16 protein-coding genes and 2 pseudogenes are annotated in these 17103 nt (G+C 73.6%); 7 read left to right on the forward strand and 11 right to left on the reverse strand.

The window, feature by feature from the left end; all coding sequences use genetic code 11:
* Nucleotides 1-24: 24 nt before the first annotated feature.
* Nucleotides 25-699: a response regulator gene (locus AC07FK_RS19525; RefSeq protein ID WP_479106138.1), complete on the reverse strand. Its 675-nt coding sequence runs from the start codon at nt 697-699 to the stop codon at nt 25-27.
* A pseudogene (locus AC07FK_RS19530) lies at nt 696-1915 on the reverse strand (sensor histidine kinase). The gene AC07FK_RS19525 and the pseudogene AC07FK_RS19530 overlap by 4 nt, the downstream one beginning before the upstream one ends.
* A 145-nt stretch (nt 1916-2060) precedes the next feature.
* On the opposite strand from AC07FK_RS19530, the gene AC07FK_RS19535 reads away from it, so the two are divergent.
* Nucleotides 2061-2267, forward strand: coding sequence for a hypothetical protein (locus AC07FK_RS19535; RefSeq protein WP_479106139.1), 207 nt, complete (start codon nt 2061-2063; stop codon nt 2265-2267).
* Here the strand turns inward: AC07FK_RS19535 and AC07FK_RS19540 are convergent.
* Nucleotides 2236-3252 carry a DMT family transporter gene (locus tag AC07FK_RS19540; protein ID WP_479106140.1) on the reverse strand — a complete coding sequence of 339 codons (1017 nt, stop codon included), beginning with the start codon at nt 3250-3252 and terminating at the stop codon, nt 2236-2238. The two genes, AC07FK_RS19535 and AC07FK_RS19540, sit on opposite strands and share 32 nt — an antisense overlap.
* Before the next feature lie 80 nt (nt 3253-3332).
* Nucleotides 3333-3950 carry a dihydrofolate reductase family protein gene (locus AC07FK_RS19545; RefSeq protein ID WP_479106141.1) on the reverse strand — a complete coding sequence of 206 codons (618 nt, stop codon included), beginning with the start codon at nt 3948-3950 and terminating at the stop codon, nt 3333-3335.
* A 196-nt stretch (nt 3951-4146) separates the two neighbouring features.
* Here AC07FK_RS19545 and AC07FK_RS19550 point away from each other — a divergent pair, with 196 nt between their 5' ends.
* Nucleotides 4147-4887: an SDR family NAD(P)-dependent oxidoreductase gene (locus tag AC07FK_RS19550; protein WP_479106142.1), complete on the forward strand. Its 741-nt coding sequence runs from the start codon at nt 4147-4149 to the stop codon at nt 4885-4887.
* Between the two features lie 163 nt (nt 4888-5050).
* Here AC07FK_RS19550 and alc read toward each other — a convergent pair whose 3' ends face one another.
* Together alc and allB are read right to left on the reverse strand one after the other, a co-directional pair.
* On the reverse strand, nt 5051-6166 hold the full coding sequence (gene alc, locus AC07FK_RS19555; protein ID WP_479106203.1) for an allantoicase: 1116 nt from the start codon (nt 6164-6166) through the stop codon (nt 5051-5053).
* The gene (allB, locus tag AC07FK_RS19560; protein ID WP_479106143.1) at nt 6166-7503 is read right to left on the reverse strand and encodes an allantoinase AllB; all 1338 of its coding nucleotides are present in this window, start codon (nt 7501-7503) and stop codon (nt 6166-6168) included. Before allB ends, alc begins: the two co-directional genes overlap by 1 nt.
* A 302-nt stretch (nt 7504-7805) precedes the next feature.
* Here allB and AC07FK_RS19565 point away from each other — a divergent pair, with 302 nt between their 5' ends.
* Nucleotides 7806-8606, forward strand: coding sequence for an IclR family transcriptional regulator (locus AC07FK_RS19565; protein ID WP_453402756.1), 801 nt, complete (start codon nt 7806-7808; stop codon nt 8604-8606).
* Nucleotides 8607-8630: 24 nt separating this feature from the next.
* Here the strand turns inward: AC07FK_RS19565 and AC07FK_RS19570 are convergent, their stop codons facing one another.
* Nucleotides 8631-9314 (reverse strand): ABC transporter ATP-binding protein, encoded by a 684-nt coding sequence (locus AC07FK_RS19570; RefSeq protein WP_479106144.1) that lies wholly within the window; start codon nt 9312-9314, stop codon nt 8631-8633.
* On the reverse strand, nt 9311-10393 hold the full coding sequence (locus tag AC07FK_RS19575; protein ID WP_479106145.1) for an ABC transporter permease: 1083 nt from the start codon (nt 10391-10393) through the stop codon (nt 9311-9313). Before AC07FK_RS19575 ends, AC07FK_RS19570 begins: the two co-directional genes overlap by 4 nt.
* A 110-nt stretch (nt 10394-10503) precedes the next feature.
* Here AC07FK_RS19575 and AC07FK_RS19580 point away from each other — a divergent pair, with 110 nt between their 5' ends.
* Both AC07FK_RS19580 and AC07FK_RS19585 read left to right on the forward strand, forming a co-directional pair.
* Nucleotides 10504-11778, forward strand: coding sequence for a sensor histidine kinase (locus tag AC07FK_RS19580; protein WP_479106146.1), 1275 nt, complete (start codon nt 10504-10506; stop codon nt 11776-11778).
* A pseudogene (locus tag AC07FK_RS19585) lies at nt 11775-12416 on the forward strand (response regulator); the annotation flags it as partial. The gene AC07FK_RS19580 and the pseudogene AC07FK_RS19585, both read left to right, overlap by 4 nt.
* A gap of 16 nt (nt 12417-12432) precedes the next feature.
* Here AC07FK_RS19585 and AC07FK_RS19590 read toward each other — a convergent pair.
* On the reverse strand, nt 12433-12738 hold the full coding sequence (locus tag AC07FK_RS19590) for a DUF5955 family protein (protein WP_479106147.1): 306 nt from the start codon (nt 12736-12738) through the stop codon (nt 12433-12435).
* A gap of 355 nt (nt 12739-13093) precedes the next feature.
* On the opposite strand from AC07FK_RS19590, the gene AC07FK_RS19595 reads away from it, so the two are divergent.
* Together AC07FK_RS19595 and aceB are read left to right on the forward strand one after the other, a co-directional pair.
* Nucleotides 13094-13705 carry a nucleotidyltransferase family protein gene (locus AC07FK_RS19595; protein WP_479106148.1) on the forward strand — a complete coding sequence of 204 codons (612 nt, stop codon included), beginning with the start codon at nt 13094-13096 and terminating at the stop codon, nt 13703-13705.
* A 217-nt stretch (nt 13706-13922) separates the two neighbouring features.
* Complete coding sequence (aceB, locus tag AC07FK_RS19600) at nt 13923-15542, forward strand: malate synthase A (RefSeq protein ID WP_479106149.1); 1620 nt, start codon at nt 13923-13925, stop codon at nt 15540-15542.
* A 65-nt stretch (nt 15543-15607) separates the two neighbouring features.
* Here aceB and AC07FK_RS19605 read toward each other — a convergent pair whose 3' ends face one another.
* Entirely contained in the window at nt 15608-16831 is a 1224-nt protein-coding gene (locus AC07FK_RS19605; protein WP_479106204.1) for a PucR-like N-terminal domain-containing protein, read from the reverse strand.
* Nucleotides 16832-16884: 53 nt separating this feature from the next.
* Nucleotides 16885-17037: a hypothetical protein gene (locus AC07FK_RS19610; protein ID WP_479106150.1), complete on the reverse strand. Its 153-nt coding sequence runs from the start codon at nt 17035-17037 to the stop codon at nt 16885-16887.
* Between the last annotated feature and the right edge of the window lie 66 nt (nt 17038-17103).

A 17103-nucleotide genomic window follows, 5' to 3' on the forward strand; every position in this document is an offset into this window, starting at 1 on the left:
CGCTGTCCTTCGGACGCTGCCCGGTCAGCCTACGTCGCCGTCCTCGTCGAGGAGGCCCGCGTCATGGACGAGCAGCGCGATCTGGACACGGTTGTTGAGGCCCAGCTTGGCCAGGACGCGCGACACGTGGGTCTTGACGGTGGGCACGCTCATGTAGAGCGCCGCGGCGATCTCCGCGTTCGACCGCCCCCGGCCGACGGCGACCGCGACCTCCCGTTCGCGCTCGGCGAGTTGGCCGATTCGCCCTGCCGCCGCCTGCCGGCGGGGGTCGGCGCGGGACGCGGCGACATGGGTCATCAGCTGCCGGGTCACCGCCGGGGAGAGCACCGGGTCGCCCGCCGCCACCCGCCGTACCGACTCGACGATCTGCGCGGGCGCGGTGTCCTTCAGTACGAACCCGGCCGCCCCCACCCGCAGGGCGCGCAGCACCTGTTCGTCGGCGTGGAAGGTGGTGAGGACGACGACCTCGGGGGCGTCCGGGCGGCGTCGCAGCAGCTCGGTCGCCGCCAGGCCGTCCATGACGGGCATCCGGATGTCCATGAGCACCACGTCGGGGCGGTGCAGGTCCGTCATCGCGGCGGCCTCGGAGCCGTCCGCCGCCTCTCCCACGATCTCGATGTCGTCGGCGCCGCCGAGCATGAAGGTGAGCCCGGCCCGGACGAGCGGGTCGTCGTCGACGATGAGGAGCCTGATGGTCATGCGGCCCACGGTAGCCAGGCGCCGACCCGGAACCCGCCGTCGGCTCCCGGCCCGTGGTCGAGCCGGCCGCCGGCGAGCGTGGCCCGTTCGGCCAGGCCGACGAGGCCCTGCCGCGAGCCGGGGACGGGCGGCGCGGCGTGCCCGGGGGCCGGGTTGCGCACCTCGACGGTGAGCCCGTCGCCCGGCGCGCCGGTCAGCGTCACGGTGACCGGCGCGCCGGGCGCGTGCTTGCGGGCGTTGGTGAGGCACTCCTGGGCGATGCGGTAGACGGTGCGGCCGGTGGCGGCGGGGACGGCCTCGGGGCGGCCGATGCGGTTGTCCAGGGTCACCGCCATGCCGGCCTCGTGCGACTCGGCGACGAGGGCGTCGAGGGTGGCGAGGGTGGGCTGCGGCCGGTGCTCCTCGCCCGCCGCAGGCCCGCGCAGTACGCCGATGACGTCGCGCAGGTCGTTGAGCGCCTCGTGTGCGCTGTCGCGGATCACCCCGGCGGCGCGGGCCACCTCGGCGGGCGGGGCGTCGGAGCGGAACTCCAGGGCGCCGGCGTGCACGCTGAGCAGGGTGAGCCGGTGGGCGAGCACGTCGTGCATCTCGCGCGCGATGGCTTCCCGGGCCAGGCGCTGCGCCTGCTCGGCACGGAGCACGGCCTCGGCCTCGGCGCGGCGGGCCCGGTCGCGCAGCGACACGACGAGCTGCCGGCGGGAGCGTACGAACATGCCCCGAGGATCAGCAGCACGATCACGACGGTCGCGACCAGGGAGACCGTGAAGGAGGCGGTGGGGTCGGGCCGCAGCAGGGCCTGGGCCACACCGCCCGCCACGGCGGCGGCCCCGACGACCGCGACCGTTCGGAACGGCCGGTGCACCGTGACGGTGAACAGGGCCACGAGCATGGCGCCGGATGCGACCGGCGCCACCGTGGAGACGACGACGAGGGTGACCGCGAGGCCCAGCGGCCGCCGGCGCCGCAGCCAGAGCGCACAGCAGGCGGCCGCGCCGACCAGCTGGTCGAGGAGGACGACGTACTGCGGGTTGCCGACGCTGTCGGCGACGTCGGCGGCGGCGATCCCCAGGACGGCGGCGAAGAGGAACATGACGATGTCGACGAACCAGTCACGCGGCGTACGCCGGGGCCACCCGCCGCGTCCCCCCGGCGCGCCGGCGGCGGCCGCCTCGGCCAACGCCGAGGGCTGCATCCAGCGGTACTCCCGATCGGTCATGGCGGCAACGCTACGCACGCGGGCGCGGCGACGGGGCGCCGGAACGGCTTTGCGCGACCAAAGTCGCGGGGCCGGATACTTTCGGCGCACCGCCGGCTTCCGACGGCCGACGCGCCGCGGCGGCCGGCCGGGCCACGATCGGGGCATGAAGAAAACACTCGAGGCGGTCGGCTTCGTCCTGTTCGTGACGGGCGCGTCCGGGCTGGTCCACGATGTCACGGGATGGATGCCGGAGTTCTTCGGCTTCCTGCGGCTGCTGCCGTTCCTGCAGGGCCACGAGGTCTACACGAACATCGTGCTGGCCGTCGTGGGGGTGGCCGTCATGGTGTCGTCGGACCGCGTCCGCGCCTGACGCCGGGTGTCCCCGACCGGGCGGCGCCGCGGCCCCAGGTGGTGCCGGCGAGGACGAGCGCGCCGCCCGCGAGGCCCCACGCGCCCAGCTGTTCGCCGCCGATCGCGATGCCCGCGGCGGCGGCCCACAGCGGCTCCGTGCCGAGGAGGAGGCTGACGCGGGACGGGGAGGTCCGGCGCACCGCCCACATCTGCGTGAAGAAGGCGAACAGCGTGCAGAAGACGGAGAGGAAGACCAGGCCGGCCCACTCGCGCGGGCCGAAGCCGGCCGCCACCGTCCACGGCGCCGGGCCCGTGCCGGGGGCGGCGGCCAGGACCGCGAACACCGCGACGGCGGTGCCCAGTTGCACCGTCGTCAGCGACAGCGCGTCCGCGCCCCGTACGGACTTCGTCCGGGCCATCGCGAGCACGTGCACCGTGCGGGCGAGCGCCGCCAGCAGCATCAGCAGGTCGCCGGGCGAGGGCGTCGTGAAGCCGCCGCCCTGCGTCAGCACGACCACTCCGGCCACCGAGAGCCCCGCCGCGCCGAGGAACGCGCGGGACGGACGGGTCCGCGTCGCCACGGCCTCCGCGAGCGGCGTGAAGATCATGGTGAGGCTGATGATGAGCCCGGCGTTGGTGGCGGAGGTGTGCACGACGCCGTACGTCTCCAGCAGGAAGATCACGCTCAGTACGAGCCCGAGCATCCCCGCGCCGCGCCACTGCGCGGCCGTCAGCGCGCGCAGCCTGCGCAGGCCGACGGCGACCAGGACGGGCAGTACGACGGCGAAGCGCAGCACCAGGACGGCGACCACGGTGTGCGCCGTCGTGATGCCCTTCGCCGCCAGGTAGCTCGCGCCCCAGACGACGGCGACCAGCAGGACGGGGACGTCGGTGAGCCACGCCGTCCGGGCGGGCGGCGACGCGGGCGCGGTCTCCGGTACGGCGGTCGCGGACGCGGCGGACGCGCTCGCGGGTACGGCGGTTGGCGATGACGCTGCGGCCACGGGCGCGGTCTCCCCCGGAGTCGGCGGTGTGGAGACTTCGGCGGCTCGCACGCGGAACGATCACCGTACCCGCGCGGCCCTCACTCGTCGAGCAGGAAAGTGCCGTACGACGGCCGGCCCGCGCGCCGGTAGGTGTGGATGGCGATGCCCGACTCGGTGGTGCTGCTGCCGGTCAGTTCGAACGACGTCGGCAGCCCGCCGTCCTCGAACAGCCGCTGCCCCGCGCCGAGGACGACGGGGTAGAAGAGCAGGTTGTACTCGTCGATCAGGTCGCGGCGCATCAGGGACCTGGCGAGCGCCCCGCTGCCGTGGATCTGGAGTTCGCGGCCGGGCTCCTCCTTCAGCCGGGCGACCTCCGCCGCGACGTCGCCGGACAGGACCGTGGAGTTGTTCCAGTCGGCCTTGTCCAGGGTGTGGGACGCGACGTACTTCGGCAGGTTGTTGAGGCGGCCCGCGACCGGGTCGTTCTCGTCGGTGACCTTCGGCCAGTGGGCGGCGAAGATGTCGTACGTGCGCCGGCCGAGCAGGAACGCGTCGACGCGGTCGAAGACACCGGTGATGAAACGGCCCATGCCCTCGTCGGCGAAGGGCACCAGCCAGCCGCCGTGCTCGAATCCGCCGCTGGTGTCCTCCTCGGGCCCGCCCGGGGCCTGCATGACGCCGTCGAGCGTGAGGAACGTGGTGAGCGTGATCTTCATGGTCCGAGCCCTTCTCGTGACGGTCACCCGTCTCGCTTCCGTGTCACCCGTTCTGACTCCACGCTCGCACGGAACTCATCGGCGGGCCGCAGGGCGCCGTCCGTTTGCCGCCAGCACGGGCCGCACGCCGGCGGTTTCCTTGAATCTGCAACCACGTGGCGCACAGCCCACGGACACGGAAGAAGAGGCAGCCGACATGGCTTCACTGAACGGCAGGACGGCTCTGGTCACCGGCGGCAGCCGCGGCATCGGCGCGGCGATCGCGCTGCGGCTCGCGCAGGACGGCGCGGATGTGGCGATCACCTACGTACGGGACGAGGCGGCCGCCCACGAGGTCGTCCACAAGATCGAGTCGGCCGGGCGGCGCGGCGTCGCGCTGCGGGCCGACGCGGCGGACCCGGCGGCCGCGGCCGGCGCTGTGGGGCGGGCGGTGGACGCGCTCGGCCGGCTCGACATCCTCGTCAACAACGCGGGGGTCGGCGTGCTCGGCCCGATCGGCGAGCTGTCGCTCGCCGACGTCGACCGGGTGCTGGACGTGAACGTACGGGCGGTCTTCCTGGCCTCGCAGGCCGCCGCAGCCGGCATGGGACCCGGCGGCCGGATCGTCTCCGTCGGCAGCTGCATCGCCGAGCGCGTCCCGGGCCCGGGCGGGACCCTGTACGCCATGAGCAAGGCCGCGCTGACCGGCCTGACGAAGGCCCTGGCACGGGAGCTGGGCGACCGGGGCATCACGGCGAACCTCGTGCTGCCGGGCCCGATCGACACGGACATGAACCCGGCGGACGGCCCGTACGCCGCCCCGCAGAGCGCGATGGCGGCCCTCGGGCGCTTCGGCACGACCGACGAGGTGGCGGCGGCGATCGCGTTCCTGGCGAGCGGCGAGGCGGCGTACATGACGGGTTCGGAGGTACGGGTCGACGGCGGCCACGCGGCGTAGCACGGCGGACAGCGGGCCGGTCCGTGCCCCGGCGGCGCGGGACACCGGACGGCCCGCCCGCCGAAGGAGACGCGGGACACCGGACGGCCCGCCCGCCGGAAGAAGGAACGGAGTGCACCGGGGCCGTCGCGACCCGGTGCACTCCGCGTTCGGGGGGCGGCCGTCAGCCGCCCAGCTCCTGGTGCCGGGCCGCCAGGCGCGATGCGCCGGTCTCGGTCAGGGAGCCGAAGAGGCGCAGGCGCGAGACGCCGCCGTCCGGGAAGATGTCCATCCGTATCTCGGTGGCCGCCGGGACCGCGCCCAGGACGAAGCGGTGGTTCGTGTCGGGCTGGAGCCGGGTCCGGGGCAGGATCTCGGTCCAGGAGCCGTCGGCCCCGTCGCGCACCGAAAGCGCCGCCCAGCCGGCCGAGTTGCCCTTGAGGTAGGCGGTGTCGATCTCGACCGCGCGGATCTCGGCCTGCTCCACCAGGTGGTAGTGGATCCAGTCGTTGCCCTTGTCGCGGCGGCGGCGGGTCTCCCAGCCGTCGTCCATCTTGTGCGAGCGGCCCGGCTGGATGGTGTTGGTGGCCGGGGAGTAGAAGCGGTCGGAGGCGTCCTCGACCCGGCCGCCGTTCTCCAGGGCGACGAGGTCGAACGTGCCGAGAGTGGCGAGCCAGGCCGGGTCGGGCGCGACCTCGCCGTAGACCCGCAGGCGGGCGATGCCGCCGTCGGGGTGCTGGTTGACGCGCAGGTGCGTGAAGCGCTGCTCGACGTCGACGGCGAAGCCGTTGGCCGCGTGGCCGCCGACCGCCGTACGCGGTACGAGGGTCACCCACTTCACGTCGCCGGCGAGGAGGTCCTCGGGCGAGGGCGAGCCGGGCACCGACGCGGCCTCGACCGAGACCGCCTGCGGGTAGTTGCCCCGGAAGTGGGCGGTGTCGACGACGATTCCGCGTACGACGCCGGGCGCTCCGAGGCGCACGAGGGCCCAGTCGTGGTCCTCGTCGGTCGGGTGCGGCTGCTGGGCGCTCACGCCGCGGCGGCGGCGGGTCTCCCAGCCGTCCATGATCTTGCCCTTGTGCCCGAAGTGCTCGGGGTCGAACTCGGCGGCGCCGGTGCGCAGCATGTTCTCGCGCTCGGCGAAGAACTCGTCGTTGGCGGCGATCACGCCCGCGCCGAGCCGCCGGTCGGCGAGGTCCGCGAAGTGCGTGAAGGGGAAGTCGGCGGTGCGGTAGTCGGCGTACGGGTCGCCGCCGCCGTACGGGCTCGCGTCACCGGTGAAGGAGGGGATCGCCACGATCAGTTGTTCCTTTCGAGCAGCCGGCCGGTCGGCCCGGCCAGAGTGCCGTTGTCGGCGATGCGTACGCCCCGCAGCCACGTCGACCTGACGACGCCGTGCAGGGTCTTGCCCGCGTACGCCGTCACCTGGTTGCGGTGGTACAGCTCCGCCGGGTCGACGGTGAAGGTCTCGTCCGGGGCGAGGACCGCGAAGTCGGCGTCGCGGCCGGGCTCGATGGCGCCCTTCTGCGCGAGGCCGGCGAGCGCGGCGGGCGCGGCGGACATCCAGCGGACGACGTCCTCCAGCGAGTGGCCCCGGCGCCGGGCCTCGGTCCAGATCGCCGGGAGTCCCAGCTGGAGCGAGGAGATGCCGCCCCACGCGGAGGCGAAGTCGGGGGTCTTGAGGTCGGTGGTGCACGGGGAGTGGTCCGAGACGATGCAGTCGATCGTCCCGTCCGCGAGCCCCTGCCACAGCGCGTCCTGGTTCTCGGCCTCGCGGATCGGCGGGCAGCACTTGAACTCCGTCGCCCCGTCCGGGACCTCCTCGGCCGTGAGGGTGAGGAAGTGCGGGCAGGACTCGACCGTGACGCGTACGCCGTCGCGCTTCGCCGCGGCGATGAGCGGCAGCGCGTCGGAGGACGACAGGTGCAGCACGTGGACCCGGGCGCCGAGGCGCTTGGCGTGCGCGATCAGGCCCTCGATGGCGGTGTTCTCGGCGTCGCGCGGCCGGGAGGCGAGGAAGTCGGCGTACGCGGGACCGCTCTTCTGCGGGGCGGTCTCGAGGTGGTGCGGGTCCTCCGCGTGCACGATCAGCTGTCCGCCGAAGCCGGTGATCTCGGCCATCGAGCGGGCGAGCTGCTCCTGGTCGAGCTCCGGGAACTCCTCGACGCCCGAGGGCGAGAGGAAGCACTTGAAGCCGAAGACGCCGGCGTCGTACAGGGGCCGCAGGTCCTTCACGTTGGACGGGATCGCGCCGCCCCAGAAGCCGACGTCGACGTGCGCCTTGCTGCGGGCGACGTCCTGCTTCGTGCGCAGGTTGTCGACCGTGGTGGTCGGCGGCAGGGAGTTCAGAGGCATGTCGAGGAGCGTGGTGATGCCGCCCGCCGCCGCCGCGCGGGTGGCGGTCCAGAAGCCCTCCCACTCGGTGCGGCCGGGGTCGTTCACATGGACATGGGTGTCGACGAGGCCGGGGAGCAGGACGTCGTCGGCGAAGTCCTCCAGCCGGGCGCCGGCCGGCACCTCGGCGTCGTACGGCAGCACCGCCGCGATCTTCCCGTCGGCGACGGCCACCGATACGGCGCGTGTCCCCTCGGGGGTGACGACGCGCGTCGAGCGCAGTAGGAGGTCCACGTCGGGCACCCTGTCCCTCACTTCCGTACGGAGAAAAAATTCAACGAACTGTTGAAGGAGTCTTCACTTCGGCGTGCGGCCAGTCAAGAGCACCCCGCCCACTTGGACCTTTCCACAAAGTGGAAGTGGAATTTCGTAGCGCAGAAGGTGACTATGTACGAGGAGAGCGTCCCCGGTTCGTCCGGAGTGACCGCCGACACAGGGACAAACACCCCTCTGACCGGCGGGGACGCCGTGACGCGGGCCGTGTGCTCCGCGCACCCTCCGGGTAGGCTGCTGCCTTGCCCATCCGCCTCGAAAGGACCGTTGACGTGCCGTCGTCCAACGCCACCACCGACGCTTCCAAATCTGCCGCACCCAGCGGTGGTGTGCAGTCCCTTGAGCGCGCCTTCGACCTGCTGGAGCGGATGGCCGACGCGGGCGGCGAGGTCGGCCTCAGCGAGCTCTCGGCCAGCAGCGGCCTGCCGCTGCCCACCATCCACCGTCTGATGCGCACGCTGGTCGCCTGCGGCTACGTACGCCAGCAGACGAACCGCCGCTACTCGCTCGGCCCGCGCCTGATCCGCCTCGGCGAGAGCGCGTCCCGGCTGCTCGGCACCTGGGCCCGTCCGTACCTCGCGCGCCTGGTCGAGGAGACCGGCGAGACCGCGAACATGGCGCTGCTGGACGGCGACGAGATCGTGTACGTCGCCCAGGTGCCCTCGAAGCACTCGATGCGGATGTTCACCGAGGTCGGCCGCCGGGTCCTGCCGCACTCCACGGGCGTCGGCAAGGCGCTGCTCGCGCACACGCCGCCGGAGGAGGTGCGCGCGCTGCTCGCCCGTACGGGCATGCCGACGGCCACCGAGAAGACGATCACCACGCCCGAGGGCTTCCTTGACGCTCTGGAGCAGGTCCGCAGGGCCGGTTACGCCGTGGACGACGGCGAGCAGGAGATCGGCGTCCGCTGCCTCGCGGTCCCGGTGCCCCACTCCCCCACGGCCGCCGCCATCTCCATCTCCGGTCCGGCCGGCCGGGTGACGGAGGCGGCGACCGAGAAGATCGTCCCGATACTCCAGGAGGTCGCCCAGGACCTCTCGGTGGTGCTCACCAACAACGGCACGCAGGGCTGACCCCCGCGCCGCCCCTCCCGCGGCTCAGCACGGTGCGCGGCCGGCCCGCACACGGCCGTCCGCCATCGTCACCACGGCGTCCGCCCGCTCCAGGTGCGCCCGGTCGTGCGTGACCAGGACCGTCGCCGTGCCCCGTTCGCGCGTCAGCGTCACCAGCAGGTCGAGCACGGCCGCGCCCCGCTCGTGGTCCAGGGCGCTGGTCGGCTCGTCGACCAACAGGACCGCCGGCTCGTTCATCAGCGCGCGGGCGATGTTCACCCGCTGGCGCTGACCGCCCGACAACTGGTGCGGACGGCGGTCCGCCTTGTCCGCGAGCCCCACCGCCTCCAGCAGGTCCCGCGCGCGGTCGCGGGCCCGGCGCGGCGGGCGGCCCGACAGGTGGGCCATCACCTGGAGTTGCTCGGCCGAGGTGAGCGACGGCAGCAGGTTCGGCTGCTGGAAGACGATGCCGACGCGGGCGCGCCGCAGCTCCGCCCGCTCGGCCCGGCTCAGCGGGCCGGTGACCGTACCGTCGACGACGACCTGACCCCGGTCGGGTGCCACGAGTGTCGCGGCGACCGCGAGCAGGCTGGACTTGCCGGAACCCGACGGCCCGACGACGGCGGTGAGCGAGCCCGCCGCGACGTCCAGCGATACGTCGGCGAGGGCGGTCAGTCGCGCGTCCCCGTCGGGGTAGGTGAGGGTGACGCCGGTGAGGGACAGGGTCATCGGGCGCTCCCGAGGGCGACGAGGGGATCGACGGCGGTGATGCGCCGGACGGACAGTGCGGCGCCGGCCACGCCGAGACCGGCGGTGACGGCGGCCGGGACGAGCAGCGTCACCGGGTCGAGGACGAACGGGACGGCCCCGGCGACGGCGCCGCCGATCAGCGCGGCGAGCGCGGCGCCCAGTGCCGTACCGGCGCCCAGCATCAGGACGGCCTGGCCGAGCGCGTCGCGCAGCAGGTACGGGGTGGAGGCGCCCAGCGCCTTGAGGACGGCGACGTCACCGCTGCGCTGGATCGTCCAGACGGTGAAGAAGGCCCCGACGACGAGCGCCGAGATGGCGAAGAGGAACCCGCGCATCAGCTGGAGCGAGCCGTTCTCGGCCTCGTAGGACGCGAGGGCGCTCAGCGAGTCCCCGACCTCGCGGGTCTCGGTGCCCGCCGCCCTGTCGCCCGCCGCCAGGTCCGCGCCGTCCGAGACGGTCAGGGCGACGACGGTGGCCTGCTCCTGTGTGCCCCCGCCGTCCGGGGCGAGCCGCTGCCAGTCGTCGAGCGAGGTCCACACGACGGGCGTGTGGCTGTACGAGTCCTCTCCCTCCACGGCTGCGACGGTCGTCGCCACGCCGCCGATCCCGACCGCGTCGCCGGGCCCGGCGTCAAGGTCCTCGGCCGCCCGCAGGGACAGCACGACCCGCCCGGACGCGAATCCCGCGACATCGGGCGCGAGCCCCGAACCGGGCTCCGCGCCGAACACCGACACGGCGGCCGTCCGCTCCTCCGCACGCGCGTTCGTGGTACGTATGCCGAGCGGCTCGGCGGCGGCGATGCCGGGCTGCCGGGCCCAGGCACGCCAGGCGCGCTCCGGTACGGAGGAGTGGGTGAACGACACCTGCTGCCCCTCGGGCGGCCGGTCGAAGGCCAGCCGGTCGGCGGTCAGCGAGGTGATGGCCGAGGTGTTGTCCCTGGCCAGCCCGGCGGTGAGGCCGGACAGCAGAGCGACGAGCAGCGTGATGAGCACGACGACCGTGCCCATGAGGGCGAACCGGCCCCTGGCGAATCGGAGATCTCTCCATGCGACGAACATGATCCGAGCCTCGCCCGGGGGGCGTGCGAAAACATCGCGCCACGGATCGTCCCGACATCAATCCTTTGATTGACGGAGCGACCGCGCCGGAGCCCTACGCTGGACGTGCCATGGACCCCAGCTCTTCCGATCCCAGCACCGCCGCCTCCGCCGGCCTCGCCCTCACCGGCCCCGCCGGTCCGCTCACGCGCGTGCTCAGCTCCTCCTTCCCCTCGCGTCCCCTCACCCCCGTGGTGCGCGGACTGCGGCTGTGCCTGCACGCGCTGCTCGGCGGGCTGCTCGCGCTCGCCGCAGTGAAGGCCGTGGCCGACGGCGCCCCGCACGCGACGGCCGTCGTGATCGCGGCCGTCACGATGGCCGTCGTGTACGCCGTCGGAGCGCTGAGCCCCGCCGTCGACCGCTCGCCGCAGGCCGCCGCCGGCTGGCTCGCCGCGCTGGGCCTGGCCTGGCTGATACTGCTGGCCCTCTCCCCCGACGGGCTGTGGGCCGCCTTCCCGCTGTACTTCCTCCAGCTGCACCTGCTGCCGGTGCGCTGGGGCCTGGCCGCCGTCGCCGCGACGGCCGGCGCCGCCATCGCCGGTTTCGTCCTGCACGGGCAGACGGTGACGCCCGGCACGTTCGTCGGACCGCTGCTCGGCGCGGCCGTCGCCGTGGCGACGGTCCTCGGCTACCAGGCGCTGTACCGGGAGAGCGAGCGGCGCCGCGAGCTCATCGACGAACTGCTCGCCACCCGGGAGGACCTCGCCGCCGCCGAGCGGACGGCCGGGACGCTGGCCGAGCGCGAGCGGCTGGCCCGCGAGATCCACGACACGCTCGCCCAGGGCCTGTCCAGCATCCAGCTCCTGCTGCGCGCCGCCGAACGCGCGCTGCCGGCCGGCGACCCGGCGGGCCTCCACGTCCGGCAGGCTCGCGAGGCCGCGCAGGACAATCTCGCCGAGGCGCGCCGCTTCGTACGGGCCCTGACGCCGCCCGGCCTGGAGCAGGGCTCGCTGGCCGCCGCGCTGGAGCGGCTGTGCACGGCGACACCGGAGCCCGCCGTGCGGTTCGGCGTGAGCGGTACGCCGGTGGAGCTGCCCACGCCGTACGAGGTGGCCCTGCTGCGCGTCGCCCAGTCCGCGCTCGCCAACACGGTGCGGCACGCGGCGGCGACGCGCGCCGAGATCACCCTCAGCTTCATGGAGACATCGGTGGCGCTGGACGTCGTGGACGACGGCGTGGGGTTCGACCCGCTGGCCCCCCGACCGCGTGCGGGCGGCGGCTTCGGGCTGCCCGCGATGCGCTCGCGGGCCCGCTCGCTCGGCGGCACCCTGAGCGTCGAGTCCGCGCCGGGACAGGGCACGGCCCTGGCGATCACCCTGCCGCTGCCCGCCGGGAACCCGGCGTGACGGCCCGCGGCGGCCCGGTCCGCCTCCTGCTCGCCGACGACCATCCCGTCGTACGGGCGGGCCTGCGGGCCGTGCTCGACACCGAGGAGGACTTCCTGGTCGTCGCGGAGGCGGCCACGGCGGAGCGCGCGGTGGAGCTGGCGGCGGACGGCGGCTTCGGCGTCGATGTCGTACTGATGGACCTGCAGTTCGGGCCGGGCCGGATGCACGGGTCGGAGGCGACCGCCGCGATCACGGCGCGGCCCGGCTCGCCCCGGGTGCTCGTGCTGACGACGTACGACACGGACGCCGACATCCTGGCGGCGGTCGAGGCCGGCGCGAGCGGCTACCTGCTCAAGGACGCGCCCCCGGAGGAGCTTTCGGCTGCCGTGCGCACGGCGGCGGCCGGCCGGTCGGCGCTGGCGCCGGCCGTCGCGCACCGGCTGATGGACCGGATGCGCACGCCCGCGGCGGCGCTGACCCGGCGCGAACTGGAGGTGCTCCAGCTGGTCGGCGAGGGGCTGTCGAACCTGCGGATCAGCAAGGAGCTGTTCCTCAGCCAGGCGACGGTCAAGTCCCATCTGGTGCACATCTACGCCAAGTTGGGCGTCGACTCGCGCACCTCCGCGGTGGCGGTGGCGACGGCCCGCCGGCTCATCGCGCTGACGGGGCCGGTCAGTCCCGTCCGAAGAGTTCGATCGCGTTGCGCACCTGGGACAGCGCCCCGGCCAGCGCGCTGACCGAGCCGATGGAGCCCACGACCAGCAGCAGCGAACGGCGCAGCCGCATGAGCTCGGGTACGCCGCTGAGCGCCATGGCGTGCAGCGACGCCAGTTCGTCCTCCGCGACGCCCCGGTCGGGCAGCTCGGCGGGGTGCCCGGCCAGTTCCCGGCGCAGGTGCGAGACGGCAGCGCGCAGCTCCGTCACTCGCGGGTCCTCGCCGTCCCCGGTCACGCACCCCTGTTCCACACTTCTCAACAAGGTCTCTCCCCCTCGCACAGCCACGTGCAGGTCCTGCCAGTGGTTCAGCCCCGTACGCCGTTGGTCGGACGGCGCGGACAGGGGCCGGGGGTCAGTTAACGCCAAACGGAGGGCTGTACGCCACTTGGCCCCGGTCAGCTGTCGGAACCGGAGTTGCCGGCATTGCGCCAGACGGCCGTCGACGGTGGTCGGGTCGTCGCCCGCGAGGGGCTGGAAGACCGGGGACGGGCCGCCCCGGCCCGGCTGCTGACCGCTCGTCGCCTCGTGTCTCCCCAGCAGAACGCCACCGCCGAACGGCACCATGTCCAAGGGGACGGGCCGTCGGCGCCCGGGGCGGATGAGGTAAGCAGGGCCCATGGCACAGACACGGAACGAGGGAGCCGGAGGCGTCGCGGGCCTGCTGCTCGCGGCGGGCGCCGGGCGCAGGCTCGGCGGACGGCCGAAGGCGCTGCTGGAGTACCGGGGGCGACCGCTGGTCGAGCACGCGGTACGCGTGCTGCGGGAGGGTGGATGCGGCCCGGTGCACGTGGTGCTGGGAGCGGCGGCGGCCGAGGTGCGCGAGCGCGCCGATCTGAGCGGATGCGTGGTGGTCGGCAATCCGGAGTGGGACGAGGGGATGGGCTCGTCGCTGCGGGCCGGCCTGGCGTCGCTGGCCGGCACCGGCGCCGGGGCCGCGCTCGTCTCGCTGGTCGACCAGCCGGGGATCGGCGCGGCGGCCGTGGGCCGGGTGGCGGCGGCGTACCGCTCGCCTTCGAGCCTGGCGGCGGCGGCGTACGACGGGCACCGGGGGCATCCGGTGCTCTTCGGCGCCGGGCGGTGGGCGGACATCACGAGGACTGCGACGGGCGACCGTGGGGCACGCGCCTATCTGAAGGAGCACGCGGACGCGGTGACGCTCGTCGAGTGCGGGGACGTGGCCGCGGCGTACGACATCGACACGCCGGAGGACCTGTTCCACTTGGAGTGACCGGGGTGGCACTGAGCGCCAGTTTCTGTCGACCCGGAGAATCTCGACGTCAACAGACCGTTGAACTTCCACCATGAGGAAACTACTATCCACACGTCAGAAGCGCCCTGCACCACTCGGCGGCGCCCGCGACCGTACCTCGGAGCCATGGCACTTAGTGCCGTTCCCAGGGTTCCCAGCGGCCGGCAGGCCTCGCCCGCGTAAGGAGTGACAGCTCATGTCCGCACCAGCGCCGTCCCCGCTGGCCATCGTCGATGCCGAGCCCCTGCCGAGGCAGGAAGAGGTCCTGACCGACGCGGCTCTCGCCTTCGTGGCCGAGCTGCACCGGCTGTTCACGCCCCGCCGTGACGAGCTGCTCGCACGCCGCGCCGAGCGCCGCGCCGAGATCGCCCGCACGTCCACGCTGGACTTCCTCCCGGACACCGCACAGGTCCGCGAGGGAGACTGGCAGGTCGCGCCGGCCCCGGCCGCGCTCAACGACCGCCGCGTGGAGATCACCGGTCCGACCGACCGCAAGATGACCATCAACGCCCTGAACTCGGGCGCCAGGGTCTGGCTCGCCGACTTCGAGGACGCGTCCGCTCCCACCTGGGAGAACGTCGTCCTCGGCCAGCGCAATCTGATCGACGCCTACACCCGCCGCATCGACTTCACCGACCCGAAGTCCGGCAAGACGTACGCCCTCAAGCCGGCCGAGGAGCTCGCCACCGTCGTCATGCGGCCGCGCGGCTGGCACCTCGACGAGCGCCACCTGCGGTTCGACGGCCGGTCGGTGCCCGGCGCCCTCGTCGACTTCGGGCTGTACTTCTTCCACAACGCCAAGCGCCTCATCGAGCTCGGCAAGGGCCCGTACTTCTACCTCCCCAAGACCGAGTCGCACCTCGAAGCGCGCCTGTGGAACGAGATCTTCGTCTTCGCGCAGGACTACGTCGGGATCCCGCAGGGCACCGTCCGCGCGACCGTCCTGATCGAGACGATCACGGCGGCGTACGAGATGGAGGAGATCCTCTACGAGCTGCGCGACCACGCGGCGGGCCTGAACGCGGGCCGCTGGGACTACCTCTTCTCCATCGTCAAGAACTTCCGCGACGGCGGCGCCAAGTTCGTCCTGCCGGACCGCAACGCGGTCACGATGACGGCCCCGTTCATGCGCGCCTACACGGAACTGCTCGTCCGCACGTGCCACAAGCGCGGCGCGCACGCGATCGGCGGCATGGCGGCCTTCATCCCGTCCCGCAAGGACGCCGAGGTCAACAAGGTCGCCTTCGAGAAGGTCAAGGCCGACAAGGACCGCGAGGCCGCCGACGGCTTCGACGGCTCCTGGGTCGCGCACCCGGACCTGGTGCCGATCGCGATGGCGTCGTTCGACGCGGTCCTGGGCGAGCGGCCCAACCAGAAGGAGCGGCTGCGCGAGGACGTCTCGGTGGCGCCCGGCGACCTGATCGCCATCGACTCGCTCGACGCGGTCCCGACGTACGAGGGCCTGGTCTCGGCCGTCCAGGTCGGCATCCGGTACATCGAGGCGTGGCTGCGGGGCCTGGGCGCGGTCGCGATCTTCAACCTGATGGAGGACGCCGCCACGGCGGAGATCTCCCGTTCGCAGATCTGGCAGTGGATCAACGCGGGTGTCGTCTTCGAGAACGGCCAGAAGGCGACCCCGGAGCTGGCCCGCGCCATCGCCGCCGAGGAACTGGCCGCGATCCGCGCGGAGATCGGCGACGAGGCGTTCGCCGCCGGCCGGTGGCAGCAGGCGCACGACCTGCTGCTCACCGTCTCGCTCGACGAGGACTACGCGGACTTCCTCACGCTGCCGGCGTACGAGCAGCTGCGCGGCTGATCACCGCCCGCACCCCGCTCTCTCCGCCCCCGGGACCGCACAGATCCGGGGGCGGAGGCGCGGGGTCAGCGGATCGGCTCGCTCAGCTCACCGCGCAACCGCTGGGCCCGCAGCACCAGTTCCAGTTCGAAGCGGCGGTCCGGGTCGTCGACCTCGTCGCCCCACAGCTCCCGGATCTGCCGCATCCGGTAGCGCACGGTCTGCGGATGCACGCCCAGCCTGGCCGCCACCTCCGGCGCCCCGCCCCGCGTCTCCAGCCACGCCAGCAGCGTCTCGGCGAGCCGCCGCCCCTGCGTGGGGCCGCAGCCGGCGAGCGGCGCGAGGCAGCGGCGCGTCAGGTCGCCGATGAGTTCCTCGGGCGGCAGCAGCACCAGCGCCTCGGTGTACTCCGTGCAGTGCAGCAGCCGTCCCGAGGGCAGCAGCCCGCGCTCCATGAGGCGCACGGCGGCCGCCGCCCAGCGCAGCGACTTCGCGGCCTCCGTCAGCGCCACCGCCGGGCCGAGCGCCCCGGACCAGCCCTGCATCGACCGGCGCAGCAGCTCGGGCCGCCCCGCGAGCGACGGGTCGGGCACGACGATCAGCGGCTGCTCGCTCTCCATGTCCAGCAGTACGCCCTGCCCCACCGCCGGGGCGACGCATTCGCGCGACGGCCGCAGGAGCACCCCCACGGCGACCCGCTCGGGCAGCGGCCAGCCGATCCGGGCCGCGTGCTCGGCGAGCGACCGGGTGCGGACCGGGTCGGCGGGCTCGCCGTACTCCGCGATCAGCGCCTGGGTCAGCTTCCGCTGTAATCGCAGCCGCTCCCCCGCCTGCCGGGCGGCGGCCTCGGCGTAGCCGCGTACGGTCTGGTCCACCAGTCCGTCCAGGAAGGCGAAGCCGGACTCGGCGAGTTCGTACATCGCGGGCGGCGGGATGCGCACCTGCTGCCCGATCTCGGCGAGCCGCCGCCAGGCGAGCCGGACGCCGAGCCGGTACATGGCCTGGAGGGAGTCGAGGGAGCGGCCGTGCAGCCCTTCGCCGCGCCCGAACTCCTGGAAGACCTCCAGATGGACGTGCGGGCGTCCCTTCTCCAGCACCAGGTGCTGGACGAAGTCCTCCAGGGCGCGCCGGATGCCGACGAGGGCGATCAGCTCGCCCGACTCGTCGACGAGCAGCGGCAGTTTGGGGTGTTCGCGGCAGATGCAGTCGAGGATCTCCCGGGCCAGCGAGGGGACTTCGCGCATGGCCCGGTCGGTGAACTGCCGGACCTGGAGCCGGGGTACCTCACCCCAGGCCGAACCGTCGCCCATGCGTCGCTCCCCGTCCACCGCGGTCGTCTCCACTCGGGGCACTCCCACTGTGGTCATTTCCTGGGCGTCGCCGACTCGTAGCTGATCAGCGGCACATTGGGTTGGTCCGGAGTGGCGTTCAGCATGGCCACGATCGCGAAGGCGGCGCCCACGGCGAGGGCGGCGGCGGCAACGACGGTCAGCGCTGCGGCGAGAAATCTGGACATGGTCGGGTCAGCCTCTCTGACGCTGTGACCCCACCGGTGTCCCGCCGGCCCCGTCCGGCAGGAGCC

It is taken from the genome of Streptomyces sp. NPDC046122, from assembly GCF_056429965.1.